This is a genomic window from Sphingomonas sp. MS122 (genome assembly GCF_049532975.1).
GTDB lineage: Bacteria > Pseudomonadota > Alphaproteobacteria > Sphingomonadales > Sphingomonadaceae > Sphingomonas.
In genome coordinates, this window is sequence record NZ_CP186695.1 from 3,288,624 (window position 1) to 3,303,666 (window position 15,043).

The following is a 15,043-nucleotide window of genomic DNA, read 5'->3' on the forward strand; positions in this document are numbered from 1 at the left end:
CTGAACCGGCGCTTTCCGTGGGGGTGACGAACCGCCCCGCCCCCGCTATGCGCGCGCCATGACTCAGACCACTGCCCAGATCACCCCCGAGATCGTCGCCGAGCACGGCCTGTCCCCCGAGGAATATGATCGCGTCCTGCACGCGCTGGGCCGCGAGCCCAACCTCACCGAACTCGGCATCTTCTCGGTCATGTGGTCCGAGCATTGCAGCTACAAGTCGAGCCGCATCCACCTGAAGAAGCTCCCGACCGAGGCGCCCTGGGTGATCTGCGGCCCCGGCGAGAATGCCGGCGTGATCGACATCGGCGACGGTCAGGCCGCGATCTTCAAGATGGAGAGCCACAACCACCCGTCGTATATCGAGCCCTATCAGGGCGCGGCGACCGGCGTCGGCGGCATCCTGCGCGACGTGTTCACGATGGGCGCACGTCCGGTCGCCAACATGAACGCGCTGCGCTTCGGTCGTCCCGACCACCCCAAGATGAAGCACCTCATCGCCGGCGTGGTCCACGGCATCGGCGGTTATGGCAATTGCGTCGGCGTGCCGACGGTCGGCGGCGAGGTCAATTTCCACAAGGCCTATGACGGCAACATCCTGGTCAACGCGATGACCGTGGGCGTCGCCCAGACCGACAAAATCTTCTATTCCGCCGCCGCCGGCATCGGCAATCCGGTGGTCTATGTGGGCTCCAAGACCGGCCGCGACGGCATCCATGGCGCGACCATGGCCAGCGCCGACTTCGACGAGAATAGCGACGAGAAGCGCCCCACCGTCCAGGTCGGCGATCCTTTCACCGAGAAGCTGTTGATCGAGGCATGCCTCGAGCTGATGGCCTCGGACGCGATCGTCGCGATCCAGGACATGGGCGCCGCCGGCCTCACCTCCTCTTCGGTCGAGATGGCATCGAAGGGGGGCGTCGGGATCGAGATGATCATGGACGACGTGCCGCAGCGCGAAACCGGCATGACGCCGTACGAGATGATGCTCTCGGAAAGCCAGGAGCGCATGCTCATGGTCCTGAAGCCCGGCCGCGAGGCGTTCGCCGAAGCGATCTTCCGCAAATGGGAGCTCGACTTCGCCGTGATCGGTCACGTCACCGACACCGGCCGCATGGTGCTCAAGTGGAAGGGCGAGACCGTCGCCGACATCCCGCTCGCTCCGCTCGCCGACGAAGCCCCGCTCTACGACCGCCCGCACGTCCCCACCCCGCCGCCCGCGGATCTCGCCGACGAGCCCGAATCCGCCGATATCGCCGCTGACCTGCTCAAGCTGATGGCCTCGCCCGACCTCGCCTCGCGCCGCTGGATCTGGGAGCAGTACGACCACATGGTCGGCGCCGACACCGTACAGCGCCCCGGCGGCGACGCCGCGGTGGTGCGCGTCCATGGCACGCAGAAAGGCCTCGCGATCACCACCGACTGCACCCCGCGCTATTGCTTCGCCGACCCGGTGGAGGGCGGCAAGCAGGCGATCGCCGAAGCGTGGCGCAACTTGACCAGCGTCGGTGCAACCCCGCTCGCGGTCACCAACTGCCTCAACTTCGCCAACCCGCAGCGGCCCGAAATCATGGGCCAGATCGTCGGCTGCCTCGAGGGCATGGGCGACGCCTGCCGCGCGCTCGACTTCCCGATCGTCTCGGGCAACGTCTCGCTCTACAACGAGTCCAAGGCGACCGGCGGCGGCTCGGCGATCCTGCCCACCCCCGCGATCGGCGGCGTCGGCCTGCTCGCCGACTGGTCCAAGTCGATGACGATCGCCTTCAAGGCGACGGGCGACGCGATCATCGCGGTCGGCGAGCGCGGCGGCCATCTCGGCCAGTCGATCTGGCTGCGCGAGATCCATGGCCGCGAAGAGGGCCCGCCCCCGCCCGTCGACCTCAAGGCCGAGAAGCGCACCGGCGACTTCGTCCGCAGCTGCATCGACCGAGGCCTCGTCAACGCCGTGCACGACGTATCCGACGGCGGCCTCGCCGTCACACTCGCCGAGATGGCGCTGGCCAGCGGCATCGGCGCGATGATCGACCAGGCCCAGCCGTTCGGCGTCGCGGGCTCCTTCTTCGGCGAGGATCAGGGGCTCTACCTCGTCACCGTGCCGGACGAGGCGCTGACCGAGTTCCTCACCGCCGCCGCCGAGGCCGACGTGCCCGCCGACCCGCTCGGCCGCACGATCAGGGACCGCATCATCTTCGAGCTCGACGAGGGCGACTGGTGCGTCAGCCTCGCCGATCTGCGCGAGGCGCACGAAGGCTTCTTTCCGAAGCTGATGGGCCCGGCGGACCAGCTAGCCTAGCGCGCGCGTCGGCTCCTCGACCGGCCATGCCGCGGTGACGCGATTGCGGCCCGCGCGCTTGGAATCGTAAAGCGCGCGATCCGCGCGTTCGACCAACCGTTGCTCGGTGTCGGTCTCGATATCCGATATCCGCGCTGCGCCGATGCTCACGGTGACCAGGCCATCGGGTGCGGGCGATGCCAATTCCAGCTCCTCGATCGTCGCGCGCATGGTCTCGGCGACGATCAGCGCCTCCGTCGGGCTCGCGCCAGGCAAGATCGCGGCGAACTCCTCGCCGCCATAGCGCGCGACCAGGTCGCTGGCGCGGACCGCGCAGCCCTGCAGTGCCGCCGCCACAGCGCGCAGCCGGTCGTCGCCCACGCGGTGGCCGAGCGTGTCGTTGAGCAGCTTGAAATGATCGATGTCGATCATCAGCAGCGCCACCCCCTGCCCCGAACGCCGGGCGCGCGTCAGCTCGCGGCGCAGCGCCTCGTCGAACTGGCGGCGATTGGGCAGGCCGGTCAACGGATCGATCTGCGAGAGCTGCGCCAACTCCTCGCGCTCGCCAATGCCGTGGATCTGCACCAGCACCGCTCGGAGGCCATAGCCCAGCGTGGCGATGACGCACCCGGCGATCGCGAGTATCGGCATGTGCGGCACCAGCGCCGCGGAAACGATCAGCAGCGCGCTCGGCAGGATCAGCGGGCAGCCCGCCACCACGACGCGTTCGAACATCCGCCCGCTCTGCGGCGCTCTGGCCAACCCGGCGCCGCGAAGGGCAAGCGCAGCGAGCAGCAGGAACGGGAGACCGACGAGCGGGCTCGCCAGCACGCCATAGACGCCGTCGTCGACGAAATGATTGTAGAAGCCGGCCACGGCCATATAGGCCAGCGCATAGCCGGTCAGGGCGCCGAACAGCCGCCGTTCACGTTCAATCGAGCTGGCGCGGAACCGGACCAGCGCGAACAACGCGATGAACCCATTCTGGATGTCGAACGTCCAGGCGAGCGTCAGCGCACCGGCATCGTCCGTGCCCGCGAGTGCGACGAAGCTGAAGATATAAGCGCCGAACAATGCACCCAGCACCAGTGCCAGCGCCCCGTCCACCAGTCGCGCCCGCCACGGGTCGGCGCCGGGGCTGGCGAGCACGAAGGCCAGCGGCACGCCGTAGAGCACGAACAGCAGCATCGATATCGCACCGGTTCCACTCGTGCCCGCCGGTGTCAGCGATCCCACGAACTGGCAGCCGACTCCGGCCATCCAGCACAGCATCGCCGCCGCGACCGCCAGCCAGCCCTGGCGCGCGCGTCCACGACTGCGCGACGCCCGCCAGGCGCATGCCGCACAGGCGATGAAAGCGGCCATGGTCTCGAACAGCAGCGGCGGCCAGGCGACGGGGTTCCAGTTCGCCAGCGCCGTCACGAGGTGCGCCGGCACGAACAACAATGGCAACACCATTGCGAGAAGCGCCGCGATACGCTCACTGGCGGCGCCTGCATCGTCACGCTGCTGCCCGGCAATAGGAGATGCACGCCCGCCCATCCCACGGCTATACGCCCGCGTCGTTAACGTTTGTTACCAGTCCGCTCCATCCGGAACGCCGCGGGGCGGTGCACGCGGTGCGGTCATTTCCTACAGCGCTGAATTGTGCCACCTTCGCGTGCGGCAGCGTCCGAGGGTCCTATCGCGGCCTCGCGCGTTGGCGGTGAGACCTTTGTGACTTTCTGAACGGATCACGAGAGGAACGACAGTAAGTGACCGCCGGCTATTCGACCACCCCGCTCGCCGACAAGCTCGGTTTCAAGCCCGGCATGCGCGCCTTCATCGCCGACATGCCCGCGGAGGTCCGTGCCGCGATCGCGCTCGACGCGTTGGGGCTCGAGCTGCTCGCGGCGCCGGGCGCCGGCATCGATGCGGCGCACGTTTTCGTCACGCAGCGCGCGAAGCTTGAATGCGAACTCGCCGCGCTGCGCCAGCTCATCGCGCCGAGCGGCTTCATCTGGGTCTCCTGGCCCAAGAAAGCCGCCAAGGCGGACACCGACATCACCGAGGATACGATCCGTGAGGTCGCGCTGCCGCTGGGGCTGGTCGATGTGAAGGTCTGCGCGGTGGACGAGACCTGGTCGGGGCTCAAGCTCATGATCCGCAAGGAATTGCGGCCTGCGGGATAACAAGAAGGGGAAGGCATGCAGAACTGGAGCACCGTCAAGCGCATCGCCGTGGCCACGCTGGTCGCCGGCACGCTCGACATCCTCGCCGCCACCGGCCTCACGCTCGCTTTTGGCCGCAAGGTCGATGCGATGCTTCGCTACGTCGCCTCGGGCCCCTTCCCCGCGGCGAAGGAATGGGGCGCCGCCGGGGCCTGGGCGGGGCTCGCGGTCCATTTCGCATTGATGGCGGTGATGGCCGCCGTCTTCGTCGTCACCGCCAACCGCATGCCGCAACTCAAGGCAAAGCCGATCCTGTGGGGCGTGATCTACGGCCTAGTCACGTATGTGGTGATGAACCTCGTCGCGGTGCCGTTGCGCTTCGGCACCTTCCCCGTGAGCGCGATCGGGATCTCGACTCAGCTTTTCTGCCACATCGTGCTCGTCGGCATTCCGATCGCACTGATTGCGCGGCGCTAGCCCAGGCACCTACGGGGAACTTCATGGCCACCACGGCGGGCGACCGCATTCTCACGCTGGACACCGTGCGCGGCGTCGCGGTCATGGGCATCCTGCTGCTCAACATCATCGCCTTCGCGATGCCCAGCCCCGCCTATTTCAACCCGGCGGCCTATGGCGGCGACACCGGGGTCGACCTTGCCGTCTATCTGGTCAACTTCATCCTGTTCGACGGCAAGATGCGGGGCCTCTTCTCCTTCCTGTTCGGCGCTTCCCTGCTGCTGGTGATCGAACGCGCCGAAGCGAAGGGCGAGAGCCCGGCGCGCGTCCATTATGCCCGGATGGTGTGGCTGCTCGTGTTCGGCCTGCTCCATTGCTGGCTGATCTGGTGGGGCGATATTCTCAACCATTACGCGCTGATCGGCATGATCGCCTTCCTGTTCCGCAAGGCGCGCGTGAAGACGCTTGTGACCGTCGGCGTGATCCTGCTCGTCGTCCACCTCGGAATTGCCGCGCTCATACCCTTCACCGCAGCGGTCGCCGAGGCGATGCCGGCCGAGCGGGGCATGGCCGAGGCGGCCGTGGCGCTCGAACGCGGCTTCGGCAAGCCTTCCGCGACCTGGCTCGCCGAGCAGGTGGCGATCTATCGCGGGAGCTGGTGGCAAATCGCCGTCCATCGCTTTGCCGAGGCGCGCTTCCTGCCCTTCGCCGGCCTGTTCCAGTTCGGAAGCGAGACGCTGGCCTATATGCTGTTCGGCATGGCCGGGCTGAAGAGCGGCATGCTTACCGGAAGCTGGGACCGCCGCCGCTATCGCAACTGGCTCCTGACCGGCTTCGGCATCGGCATCCCCGCCTATGCGCTGCTCGCCGTCTTCATCCTCTCGAGGGACTTCAGCCTCGTCGCGGTGACGACCGGCGTGTGGTTCGCAGTCGTGCCGTTCCGCCCGCTGATGATCATGGCCTGGGCCAGCCTGATCATCCTGCTCATGCGCCCCGGCGGCGCGCTCACCACGCGGATCGCCGCGGCGGGCCGCATGGCCTTCACCAACTATCTCGCCACCAGCCTGATCTGCTCTACCCTCTTCTACGGCTACGGCCTCGGCTGGTACGGCGAGCTGTCGCGCGCCGAGGTCTATCTCGTCGTGTTCGCCATCTGGGCGCTGATGCTGATCTGGTCGAAACCCTGGCTCGAGCGATTCGCCTATGGCCCGCTCGAATGGCTCTGGCGCAGCCTCGCCCGCGGGAAGCTGCAATCAATGGCCGGCGGCGCGCTCCCCCGGTCAGTTGCGAACGTTACGCAATAACCATTGCGAATCAGTCGCAGTCGCCCTAACTGTTGCGAACTGCGAGAGGGTTTCGATGGTCGTCTGCGTCTGCAATGCTATTCGCGAGAAGGATGTGCGGGCGGCCGCGCGGGAGGGCGCGATGAGTGCCTGCCAGGCCTATCGCGCGCTCGGGCGCCAGGCCAAATGCGGCCAGTGCGTGCCGTTCGCGCGAGCGATTATCGATGCGGAGCGTGCGGCTGCGTAGCGTTCGCAAGTCCGGAAAGCCGCAGAAAACCGCCATTTTTTGACTGTCTGAAGCGCCCTTTCGGCGCTATACTCGCGCGCCTGAACAACAAGAGGCGCATCCCATGAAGGGCGACCAGAAGGTCATCGATTACCTCAACGAAGTCCTCAAGAACGAGCTCACCGCGATCAATCAGTATTGGTTGCACTACCGAATGCTCGATCATTGGGGCGTCAAGAGGCTCGCCGATTTCGAGCGCCATGAGTCGATCGACGAAATGAAGCATGCCGACATGGTGTCGGAGCGCATCCTGTTCCTCGACGGCCTCCCCAATTTCCAGCTGCTCGGCCGCCTGCGCATCGGCGAGACGGTGGAGGAGATTCTCAAGGCCGATCTCGACCTGGAATATGAGGCGGTCGCGGTGCTCAAGGATGCGATCGAGCATAGCGAGAAGGTGCGTGACTATGTCAGCCGCGACCTGTTCCGCCAGATCCTCGATAGCGAGGAGGAGCATATCGACACGCTGGAGACCCAGTTCGAGATGATCGAACGCATGGGCATCCAGAACTACGTGCAGCTCAACTCGAAGCCCGAAGAGGGCGAGTAGGCGCTAGAACTCCGGGCGGCGTCCAAAGGCGGCGGCCGGGCGCCGCTCGACCAGCGGATTGGCCTCGCGCTCGAGCAGCGCCAGCGTCGCCTCGAACAGCGGGCGCAGCTCGACGACATGCGGCAGCGCCTCGCTCGGCTCGTAGCGATTCTCGACGCAATGGCGCGCGATCGTCTCGATCGCCGCTGCACAATCCGCCAGGGGTTCGGCACCGAACTGGTGCGATTCGCCCTTCAGCGTATGCGCCGGCAGGACGAGCGCCGCGGCGTTGTTGGACCGCATCGCTTCCTCGATCTGCGCGACCGATTTGACGCCGTCCTCATGGAAATAGCCGAGGATGCGCACGAAATTGGCGCCGAGCTCGGTACGAGCCTGCGAAAACGCGGCCCAGTCAACCAGCCCGTTCGGATCTTGCGGCGCCAAATTCACCCTCCCGCGGAATGCGGTATCATCTGTATGATCAATAAGGGCAAATCGGTAAACGTCCGGTTGACGCGGGCGCTCACCCTACGCGAAATGCGGGACTTCCATCGATCGCGAATGCCGTCACCGGCGCACCCAGGGCCGCCGCCAGCGCCCGGATTTCGCGCTCAGCGGCGGGATCATCGGCGAGGATCTCGAGCGGCGTCCCCTGTTGCCGCAACGCGCGCGCCAGCCGCAGCGCCGGCCACGGACAGCTTAGCCCGCGCGCGTCGATCCGCCTCACCTCATTCACGGTCGAACGGGTTCTTCGACGGCCGCATCGTCAGCCGCACCGGTACCGCGCCGAATCCGAATTCCTTGCGCAGGCCATTGATCAGATAGCGCTGGTAGCTGGTCGGCAGCAGGTCAACCCGCGTCCCGAACAGGATGAAGCTCGGCGGCCGCGTCTTGGCCTGAGTGACGTAGCGCGGCTTGATCCGCTTGCCCCCGGGCGCGGGCGGCGGATTGGCCTCGATCGCGCGCTCGAACCAGCGATTAAGCTGTCCCGTGGTCACGCGCCGCGACCACGCCTCGCGCGTCTCGAACGCGACCTTGATCAGCGTGTCGAGCCCCTTCCCCGTCGCCGCCGAGACGGTGAGCAGCGGCACGCCCTTGACCTGCGCCAGCCCCTCGTCGAGCGCGGCCTTGACGCCGTTGAACAGGCTCGACGCATTCTCCGCGACGTCCCATTTGTTGAGTGCGATCACCAGCGCGCGCCCTTCCTGCAGCACCTTGTCGGCGATCTTGAGGTCCTGCACCTCGAGCCCCTTGGTCGCGTCGAGCAGCAGCACCACGACCTCGGCGAAGTCCACCGCGCGAAGCGCATCGGCGACCGACAGCTTTTCGAGCTTCTCCTGCACCTTAGCGCGCTTGCGCATACCCGCGGTGTCGATCAGGCGGACCGGGCGCTCATTGCCCTCGAAATCCTCCCACAGCCATTCGATCGCGATTGAATCGCGGGTGATTCCCGCCTCCGGCCCGGTGATCAGGCGATCCTGTCCGATCAGCCGGTTGATGAGGGTCGACTTGCCGGCATTGGGTCGGCCCACCACGGCGAGCTTGAGCGGTCCTTCGTCGCCCTCTGAATCCTCCGCCTCTTCCTCGTCCTCACGGTCGATATGCGGTAGCAGCGCCTCGAACAGATCGGCGATGCCCTCGCCATGTTCAGCCGAGAATGGCACTGGATCGCCCAGCCCCAGCGCCATCGCCTCGAGCACGCCCGGTTCCGCCGCGCGTCCCTCGGCCTTGTTGGCGAGGAGCACCACCGGCACGTCGGCGCTGCGCAGCCAGCGCGCGACTTCCTCATCGAGCGGGGTGATGCCGGCGCGCGCGTCGATCATGAACAGCGCGACGTCCGCCTCGCGCACAGCCGCTTCGGTCTGCGCGCGCATACGACCGGGCAGGCTCGAGGGATCCTCATCCTCGAACCCGGCGGTGTCGATGATGCGGAACGGCACGCCGAGCAACTCGGCGTCGCCCTCACGCCGGTCGCGCGTCACGCCGGGCTGGTCGTCGACCAGCGCCAGCCGCTTGCCGACGAGGCGGTTGAACAGCGTCGACTTGCCGACATTGGGCCGGCCGATGATCGCAACGGTGGGACGGGACATCTGCGCCCTCTAACCCAAGCCGTGGCTCAGCGATAGGCAGTGATCTCGCCCTTGTCGGTCAGGACATAGAGCATGCCGTTGGCGACCACCGGGCTCAGGCTCACTGCGTCCTCGCCCTTGAGCGACACGCCGACGCTGCCGTCGGTCGGCGACGCCGAGACGAGTTCGCCGCGCGAATTGGACAGCCACAGCCTGTTGCCCGCCAGGATCGGCCCGACCCAGGTGATCGGGCCCTTCTTGTCCTCCTCGTCGCGGAACGCGCGCAGCTGCGAGATCCAGCGGATCTTGCCGCTGCCGCGCGCGATGCAGACGAGGCGCGCATCGTCGGTGACGACGAACAGCCACTCGCCCGCGATCCACGGCGTGGAGATGCCGGCGATGTTCTGCTCCCACAGCCGCTGGCCGCTGGCGAGCTCGACTGCCGCCATGCGTCCGCCCTGCCCCACGGCATAGACGCGGCCCTGATCGATCACCGGCTCGGCATCGATATCGGCGAGGCTCGACACCGAGGTCGACATGGTCGAGCTCGACAGCGTGTCGCTCCACAGCGTGCGGCCATTCTCGTAGCGATAGGCGTTGAGCTCACCCGACGAGAAGCCGGCGACCACCGTGCCCTGTGCCGAGGCGGGTGCCGCGACACCGAACACGCCCTGCGATTCGAGCGTGCCCGACTGAGTCCATGTGACGTTGCCGTCGGCCTGGTTCAGCGCGAACAGCTGGTTGTCCTGCGAGACGACGTAGAGATTCTCGTTCGCCACGGTCGGCGCGCCGCGCAGCGGGCCGCCGGGCTTCTTGCGCCACACTTCGCTGCCCGCGGCGGCGTCGATCGCGACCACGTCGCCCAGGCCATTGGTCGCATAGACGCGGCCGCCGTCGGCGCTCACCCCACCGCCGAATGCGGCGCGGCGATTCTCTTCGCCCTTGACGGTCGAGAGCTGCCAGCGCCGCGCGCCGGTCGCCGCGTCGAACGCATGCACCACGCCCTCGGTATCCATCACGAACAGCGTGCCGTTCGCCACCACCGGCGCGGCGCCGAGCCGGGTACGGCCGCTGGTGCCGGGAATCTTCGCGGACCAGACGCGCGCCGGCATCTCGCTCAGCGCCAGATGCCCCATCACCTTGGCGGCATTGCCGCCCGGCTGGTTCCACGCCGCGTTGGTCTCGGGTGCGGGAAGCACCACCTGTACCTCGGCGATTGTCTTGTCGGCGACGATGCTCGTCTCCGCCGCCAGGATCGGCACGCGCTGGCCGAGCACCGGCGTCTTCTTGTCGCCGCCCTTGAAGATGCCGCAGGCACCAAGCGCGACCAGCGCCGCCATCGCGACGGGAATCCGAACCGACTTCATCATTTCGCCTTCTTGTCCTCACCCTCGTCCGGGACCGCATCGACGCCAAGTACGCCGGCCATCTGAACCGCGCGTTGACGGATCGCCCGCGGCACGCCCTCGCTCTTGGCGATCTCGCCATAGAGCTTGCCGGCCTCGTTACGCTTGCCCTGCCGCAGATAGGCCACGGCCACCATCTCGCCCGCGCTGCCGAACCAGGGGCTGTCCTTGGTCGCCAGCGCGCCCAGCCGCGACACGACCTGCTCGGGCTTCAGCGAATCATATTCGGCGGCGGTCTGGCGGATCAGCGCCAGGTCGCGGAATTCCTGCGGCACCTTCGTGTCCGCGGCGATCGCCGCCAGGATCGCGGCACCGCCCTTGAGGTCGTTCTTGGTCAACAGCACATCGGCCTGGGCGAAGCGCGCCGCCGCGCTGAACCCCTGCGAGCTCGATGCCGCCAGCTCCTTGAGCGGTGCCTCGGCCTCCTGCGCCTTGTTCTGGCTCAGCGACTTGATCGCGGCCTTGAACTTCTCGCCTTCCTCGCCGCGGCGCTCGTCGCTGTGGCTCTGCCAGTAGAGCCAGCCGCCGAACGCGATCAGGCCGGCGACCACCGCCGCGATGATCCAGCGGCCGTAATTCTGCCAGATGTGCAACGCCTGGTCCTTGCGGAGCTCCTCATCGACCTCACGCATAAAGGCTTCATTGCTTTGCGGGCTCAGCGCCAAGGGTAACTCCATCGGGGATATAGGACGTGCGGGCGCGGACCTTAGCCGCGGTCACCGGGAAACGAAAGCGGATCAATCCTTGGGCTTGTACACCTGCTCGTCCCCCGGAAAGCTCCGGTCGCGCACCGCCGCCGCATAGGTCTCAACCGCGGCGGAAATGCGGCCGGCCATGTCGTCGAACTTGCGTACGAAGCGCGGGGTCCGCTCGAACATGCCGAGCATGTCCTCGGTCACCAGCACCTGCCCGTCGCACTGCGCCGAGGCGCCGATTCCGATCACCGGACACGACACCGCCGCGACGATCTCGTTCGCCAGCGTCTCGACCACCCCCTCGGCGACGATCGAGAAGGCGCCGGCCTCCGCCACGGCCTTCGCGTCGCCGATGATCTTGGCATATTCGGCGTTGTCGCGGCCGCGCGTGCCATAGCCGCCCAGCGCATTCACCGCCTGCGGGGTGAGGCCTATATGTCCCATTACCGGGATGCCGCGGCGGGTCAGGAACGCGACCGTCTCGGCCATCGCCTCGCCGCCCTCGAGCTTGATCCCCGCCGAGCCGGTCTCGGCCAGGATCCGCGAGGCCGAGGCGAACGCCTGCTCGGGGCTCGCCTCGTAACTGCCGAACGGCATGTCGACCACGACCACCGCGTGATAGCTGCCGCGTACCACCGCGGCGCCGTGCGCGCACATCATGTCGAGCGTGACCGGAAGCGTCGAGGGCAGGCCATAGATTACCTGCCCCAGGCTGTCACCGACCAGCAACACGTCGCAATGCGGGTCGAGCAGCTGGGCCATGCGAGCGGTATAGGCGGTCAGCATCACCACCGGATCCTTGCCCTTGCGCGCCTGGATCGCCGGCACGGTCATCCGCTTCATCGGCGCCGGAGTCGGCGTGACGCGGCTGGTGGCGGTGTCGATGGTGAAGGTCGTGGACATGGCCGCGCGATAGCCGATCGTTTCGCCCCATTCCAGCGAAACGGCGGAGCGTATGTTCGAAGTTATTGACTCCATGTTATATAAAAATTACATAGAGTCGCATTCAACGAACACTGGAACCCAAGATGCCTTTTCGCGAGAAAATCTCCTGGTTATCGCTCGGTGGAATTCTGCTGGCTTTCGGACCCTATTTCGCGATGCTGCTATCGGGGACTCCGCCCTGGGCGCTGAATCCCATCAGCGCCGCTTGGTTCATCGGTATGGTCTCGGTGCTTGCGACAGTGATGGCGGTGGGGACCATCGGTGTGGCATTGACCAATCTCCGCGAGGCTCAGCGTCCCAGCGATGAGCGGGACCGCATGATCGCCCGCCGCGCCTCCTCCATCGCTTATGCCGTGCTAGCTCCGGCGCTCTGGCTGGCATTGGCTACACTGTTCGTGAGTTCCAGCTTGTCGGTACTCGTCAATGCCGTTCTCGCGGCGATCGTTGTGGCGGAGGTGGTGCGCTGCGCGGCCGAAATCGCGGGTTACCGGAGGGGCTGGCATGGCTAGCCCGCCCATCGCCAACCAGATTCGCATGCTGCGTTTCATGGCGGGCGAAATGACTCAGGCCGAGCTCGGCGAGCGAGTTGGCGTCACGCGTCAGACGATCGCAGCGATCGAGCAGGGGAAATACGCTCCCACTCTCGAGACCGCGTTCCGCATCGCCCGCGTGTTCGGCAAGCCGCTGGAGGAGGTGTTCGAATGGCAGGGGGGCTAGCCGCCCGGCTCAGCGCAGCCAGCCGCGCCTCTTTACCATGCTCGAAAACCAGACCTGGAACAGCGCCATCACGAAGATGAAGGCGGGAAAGAAAGTCGACGACACGCCCTTCACCGCGATCACATCGGTCGCGAGGAACATGTAGCCGAACTGGATGATCACCGCGATCAACGACAGCCAGTAGAGCGTCACCGCCCATTTCGATCGCAGGAGCAAGGCGATCGATCCCAGCACACCGGCGCCGACCGCAATGGCGAAATCGATCGTGAACCAGCTCGGCAGCGCTGCGAAATAAGCGCGATCCCAGTCAGTTGCCTGAGGATTTGCCGCAGCGCCCAACGTGACGTGCATATAGAAGGCCCAGCATCCCGCCAGGCCCCAAAGAAGCAGGATAATGCCGACAATATAGAGCCAGGCGGGTGGCTTCTGCGCGAAACTGCTTGCCATCGGAACATCTCCCCTATGGGTCGTTCGATGCCGCGCAACCTACCCTAAATGGTGGTTTTGCCAATCGTTTCGTTACAGTAACGCCGCCGCCCATTCCTCGACCTTGAATCCCACCAGTACGCCGCCGCGATATTCGACCACCGGCCGCTTGATCACCGACGGGTGCGCGGCCATCAGTCGCAACGCTTTCGCTTCGTTGACATCCGCCTTGTCCGCCTCGTCGAGCTTGCGGAAGGTCGTGCCCGCGCGGTTGAGCAGTCGCTCCCATCCGACCACCTCGGCCCATTTGGCGAGCCGCGCGGGATCGGCGCCTTCCTTCTTATAGTCGTGGAATTCGTACGCGACGCCATTGGCATCGAGCCACGTCCGCGCCTTCTTCACCGTGTCGCAATTGGGGATGCCGTAGAAGGAGACGCTCATCGAAGATTGCACACCTGTCCTGACCAGATCGCAGTCACCTTGGCAGCCGCATCGGTCCCGCTCAACAGTCCCGAGAGCTCGCCAGCAGTGAATTCCTCACCCAGCGCCCTGATCCGTCTTGCCGTCGCGTCGATCGATCGCATGGGTCAGGCTTGGATACCGGCGGCCGCGCCCCTGTGGTCGGCCCTCGTCCGGACACGCGCCGCTTGCGGCCCCTGCCCAAAACGGCGAGTCCCGTGGCAGCGCGGCAGCGGTTCGTCAAGCGGGCTGCGCGCAGGGCCGTCCCGGAACGAAAAGTCCGGTCAATCGCCCAGCATATGGTCCGCCACGCTGTAGCTGTGGCTGGCCTGATAGGCGTTCCGCCCGCGGTTCATATGCGTCAGGTTGAACCGCCGAATCGCGCGCAGCCCATGACCCGATTCAAGGAAGGTGCGGATCGAGCCGCTGCCGCGCACGTTGATGCCGAAGATGTCCTTCCCGCGCGGGAAGAACCACCCGGTATCCTCGGGCGCGGCGACGCAGCCCTCGATCAAGCCCTCGTCCAGCCGCTCCGGGTCGAGCGAACCGTCCGTAGTGAAATCCGAGAGGTGGAGGATGAACCGGGCACGGACCCCCTCGCCGTCGGCATAGAGCGTGAACAGCTCCATCCAGCTCGCATTGACGCGGACCAGCGGCTTGTCGGAGGTCGAGGGCAGGCACGACACCGACCAGTAATAGCGCTCGGTCATGCGCGGCACGGGGATGCAGGCCGCGCCGTAGTGCCCGAGGATCTCCAGCGTCTCATCCGCCTGCGGGCGGCGCAGCAGCTTCCGGAAGCGCTCGGCATATTTGAAGCGGTGCTCGAGCGATTCCGAGCGTTCCTCGGCGTCCGGCAGAACCGCCTCGCCCTCGAGCCAGTCGCGCTGCTGCGCGAGGTCGACGAACTGGCGCAGGCCCTTGACGACGGCGCGAGAGGTCTTGCTCATCGCTTCTTCGCCCGTCTCATGCCTTACTCCCATCCGGTCGATCTAGCGCCGCCCATTCGCGTTGCTCGCCTCTGAAAGCTCTGCCTGCCAGAGTGCCAGTGCCTCATCGGCGATCGGGAGAACGCTCGAGGTGAACCGGTCGATCATGGACAGCAGCGCTTCGCGGGGACCGCTTCGCCACTCGTCGCTGGCGTAGAAGCTGTCCTGGCTCGCGCGGCGGTGATCTTCACTGTCATATGCCCGGATCAGGACAAAGCTATCGTCGCCATGCAGCGAGCGACCGGCGAACACGATCCGGTGGCCCCATGCCGCGAGCAGAGGCGTGACCTCTTCGATGAACAACGTCTCGAATGCCGCCTGGGCGTTCGCCTTGAGCTCGTAGCTGCGGATCTCGATCACACCGGTCACG

Annotated in this window: 19 protein-coding genes; 8 read left to right on the forward strand and 11 right to left on the reverse strand. The window is 66.4% G+C overall.

Annotated features, from left to right (window positions below; translation table 11 throughout):
* Window positions 1-58 precede the first annotated feature (58 nt).
* Window positions 59-2,290 carry a phosphoribosylformylglycinamidine synthase subunit PurL gene (purL, locus tag ACO227_RS16070; RefSeq protein WP_423603074.1) on the forward strand — a complete coding sequence of 744 codons (2,232 nt, stop codon included), beginning with the start codon at window positions 59-61 and terminating at the stop codon, window positions 2,288-2,290.
* Here purL and ACO227_RS16075 read toward each other — a convergent pair.
* Window positions 2,282-3,727, reverse strand: a complete 1,446-nt coding sequence (locus ACO227_RS16075; protein ID WP_423603076.1) for a diguanylate cyclase — start codon at window positions 3,725-3,727, stop codon at window positions 2,282-2,284. The genes purL and ACO227_RS16075 overlap by 9 nt on opposite strands.
* 296 nt (window positions 3,728-4,023) lie before the next feature.
* Between ACO227_RS16075 and ACO227_RS16080 the strand changes: the two genes are divergently transcribed.
* The 5 genes from ACO227_RS16080 to bfr all read left to right on the forward strand — a co-directional run bounded on the left by ACO227_RS16080 (window position 4,024) and on the right by bfr (window position 6,991).
* Window positions 4,024-4,440 carry a DUF3052 family protein gene (locus ACO227_RS16080; protein ID WP_423603077.1) on the forward strand — a complete coding sequence of 139 codons (417 nt, stop codon included), beginning with the start codon at window positions 4,024-4,026 and terminating at the stop codon, window positions 4,438-4,440.
* A 15-nt stretch (window positions 4,441-4,455) separates the two neighbouring features.
* Window positions 4,456-4,896: a hypothetical protein gene (locus tag ACO227_RS16085; RefSeq protein WP_423603079.1), complete on the forward strand. Its 441-nt coding sequence runs from the start codon at window positions 4,456-4,458 to the stop codon at window positions 4,894-4,896.
* Window positions 4,897-4,919: 23 nt separating this feature from the next.
* On the forward strand, window positions 4,920-6,179 hold the full coding sequence (locus ACO227_RS16090) for a DUF418 domain-containing protein (RefSeq protein WP_423603081.1): 1,260 nt from the start codon (window positions 4,920-4,922) through the stop codon (window positions 6,177-6,179).
* Between the two features lie 55 nt (window positions 6,180-6,234).
* Window positions 6,235-6,405, forward strand: coding sequence for a (2Fe-2S)-binding protein (locus tag ACO227_RS16095; protein ID WP_265116329.1), 171 nt, complete (start codon window positions 6,235-6,237; stop codon window positions 6,403-6,405).
* A gap of 103 nt (window positions 6,406-6,508) precedes the next feature.
* A complete protein-coding gene (bfr, locus tag ACO227_RS16100; RefSeq protein ID WP_423603083.1) occupies window positions 6,509-6,991 on the forward strand; it encodes a bacterioferritin in 483 nt (160 codons plus the stop codon).
* Window positions 6,992-6,994: 3 nt separating this feature from the next.
* Here the strand turns inward: bfr and ACO227_RS16105 are convergent, their stop codons facing one another.
* The 6 genes from ACO227_RS16105 to panB all read right to left on the reverse strand — a co-directional run bounded on the left by ACO227_RS16105 (window position 6,995) and on the right by panB (window position 12,043).
* Entirely contained in the window at window positions 6,995-7,414 is a 420-nt protein-coding gene (locus tag ACO227_RS16105; RefSeq protein ID WP_423603085.1) for an Hpt domain-containing protein, read from the reverse strand.
* A 79-nt stretch (window positions 7,415-7,493) separates the two neighbouring features.
* Window positions 7,494-7,697, reverse strand: a complete 204-nt coding sequence (locus tag ACO227_RS16110) for a sulfurtransferase TusA family protein (protein ID WP_423603086.1) — start codon at window positions 7,695-7,697, stop codon at window positions 7,494-7,496.
* A 1-nt stretch (window position 7,698) separates the two neighbouring features.
* Window positions 7,699-9,060: a ribosome biogenesis GTPase Der gene (gene der / locus ACO227_RS16115; protein WP_423603088.1), complete on the reverse strand. Its 1,362-nt coding sequence runs from the start codon at window positions 9,058-9,060 to the stop codon at window positions 7,699-7,701.
* 26 nt (window positions 9,061-9,086) lie between these two features.
* Entirely contained in the window at window positions 9,087-10,409 is a 1,323-nt protein-coding gene (locus tag ACO227_RS16120; protein WP_423603090.1) for a PQQ-binding-like beta-propeller repeat protein, read from the reverse strand.
* Window positions 10,406-11,077, reverse strand: coding sequence for a tetratricopeptide repeat protein (locus tag ACO227_RS16125; RefSeq protein ID WP_423603092.1), 672 nt, complete (start codon window positions 11,075-11,077; stop codon window positions 10,406-10,408). The genes ACO227_RS16120 and ACO227_RS16125 overlap by 4 nt, the downstream gene beginning before the upstream one ends.
* Window positions 11,078-11,182: 105 nt before the next feature.
* Entirely contained in the window at window positions 11,183-12,043 is an 861-nt protein-coding gene (gene panB, locus ACO227_RS16130) for a 3-methyl-2-oxobutanoate hydroxymethyltransferase (protein ID WP_423603093.1), read from the reverse strand.
* A gap of 125 nt (window positions 12,044-12,168) precedes the next feature.
* Between panB and ACO227_RS16135 the strand changes: the two genes are divergently transcribed.
* The gene (locus ACO227_RS16135; RefSeq protein WP_423603094.1) at window positions 12,169-12,594 is read left to right on the forward strand and encodes a hypothetical protein; all 426 of its coding nucleotides are present in this window, start codon (window positions 12,169-12,171) and stop codon (window positions 12,592-12,594) included.
* Window positions 12,587-12,802 (forward strand): helix-turn-helix transcriptional regulator, encoded by a 216-nt coding sequence (locus ACO227_RS16140; RefSeq protein WP_423603096.1) that lies wholly within the window; start codon window positions 12,587-12,589, stop codon window positions 12,800-12,802. The genes ACO227_RS16135 and ACO227_RS16140 overlap by 8 nt, the downstream gene beginning before the upstream one ends.
* Window positions 12,803-12,811: 9 nt before the next feature.
* Here ACO227_RS16140 and ACO227_RS16145 read toward each other — a convergent pair whose 3' ends face one another.
* The 4 genes from ACO227_RS16145 to ACO227_RS16160 all read right to left on the reverse strand — a co-directional run bounded on the left by ACO227_RS16145 (window position 12,812) and on the right by ACO227_RS16160 (window position 15,042).
* Complete coding sequence (locus tag ACO227_RS16145) at window positions 12,812-13,249, reverse strand: hypothetical protein (protein ID WP_423603098.1); 438 nt, start codon at window positions 13,247-13,249, stop codon at window positions 12,812-12,814.
* Window positions 13,250-13,321: 72 nt separating this feature from the next.
* On the reverse strand, window positions 13,322-13,669 hold the full coding sequence (locus ACO227_RS16150) for an ArsC family reductase (protein WP_423603100.1): 348 nt from the start codon (window positions 13,667-13,669) through the stop codon (window positions 13,322-13,324).
* 302 nt (window positions 13,670-13,971) lie between these two features.
* Window positions 13,972-14,634, reverse strand: coding sequence for a hypothetical protein (locus ACO227_RS16155; RefSeq protein ID WP_423603101.1), 663 nt, complete (start codon window positions 14,632-14,634; stop codon window positions 13,972-13,974).
* A gap of 42 nt (window positions 14,635-14,676) precedes the next feature.
* Window positions 14,677-15,042 carry an NIPSNAP family protein gene (locus tag ACO227_RS16160; RefSeq protein ID WP_423603103.1) on the reverse strand — a complete coding sequence of 122 codons (366 nt, stop codon included), beginning with the start codon at window positions 15,040-15,042 and terminating at the stop codon, window positions 14,677-14,679.
* Window position 15,043 lies beyond the last annotated feature (1 nt).

Excerpts from the sequence above, each read along its gene's own strand:
- purL (WP_423603074.1), top strand. The coding sequence starts at position 59 with ATGACTCAGACCACTGCCCAGATCACCCCCGAGATCGTCGCCGAGCAC.
- ACO227_RS16075 (WP_423603076.1), bottom strand. The coding sequence starts at position 3,727 with ATGGTGTTGCCATTGTTGTTCGTGCCGGCGCACCTCGTGACGGCGCTG.
- ACO227_RS16085 (WP_423603079.1), top strand. The coding sequence starts at position 4,456 with ATGCAGAACTGGAGCACCGTCAAGCGCATCGCCGTGGCCACGCTGGTC.
- ACO227_RS16090 (WP_423603081.1), top strand. The coding sequence starts at position 4,920 with ATGGCCACCACGGCGGGCGACCGCATTCTCACGCTGGACACCGTGCGC.
- ACO227_RS16095 (WP_265116329.1), top strand. The coding sequence starts at position 6,235 with ATGGTCGTCTGCGTCTGCAATGCTATTCGCGAGAAGGATGTGCGGGCG.
- bfr (WP_423603083.1), top strand. The coding sequence starts at position 6,509 with ATGAAGGGCGACCAGAAGGTCATCGATTACCTCAACGAAGTCCTCAAG.
- der (WP_423603088.1), bottom strand. The coding sequence starts at position 9,060 with ATGTCCCGTCCCACCGTTGCGATCATCGGCCGGCCCAATGTCGGCAAG.
- ACO227_RS16120 (WP_423603090.1), bottom strand. The coding sequence starts at position 10,409 with ATGATGAAGTCGGTTCGGATTCCCGTCGCGATGGCGGCGCTGGTCGCG.
- ACO227_RS16125 (WP_423603092.1), bottom strand. The coding sequence starts at position 11,077 with ATGCGTGAGGTCGATGAGGAGCTCCGCAAGGACCAGGCGTTGCACATC.
- panB (WP_423603093.1), bottom strand. The coding sequence starts at position 12,043 with ATGTCCACGACCTTCACCATCGACACCGCCACCAGCCGCGTCACGCCG.
- ACO227_RS16135 (WP_423603094.1), top strand. The coding sequence starts at position 12,169 with ATGCCTTTTCGCGAGAAAATCTCCTGGTTATCGCTCGGTGGAATTCTG.
- ACO227_RS16140 (WP_423603096.1), top strand. The coding sequence starts at position 12,587 with ATGGCTAGCCCGCCCATCGCCAACCAGATTCGCATGCTGCGTTTCATG.
- ACO227_RS16145 (WP_423603098.1), bottom strand. The coding sequence starts at position 13,249 with ATGGCAAGCAGTTTCGCGCAGAAGCCACCCGCCTGGCTCTATATTGTC.
- ACO227_RS16150 (WP_423603100.1), bottom strand. The coding sequence starts at position 13,669 with ATGAGCGTCTCCTTCTACGGCATCCCCAATTGCGACACGGTGAAGAAG.
- ACO227_RS16155 (WP_423603101.1), bottom strand. The coding sequence starts at position 14,634 with ATGAGCAAGACCTCTCGCGCCGTCGTCAAGGGCCTGCGCCAGTTCGTC.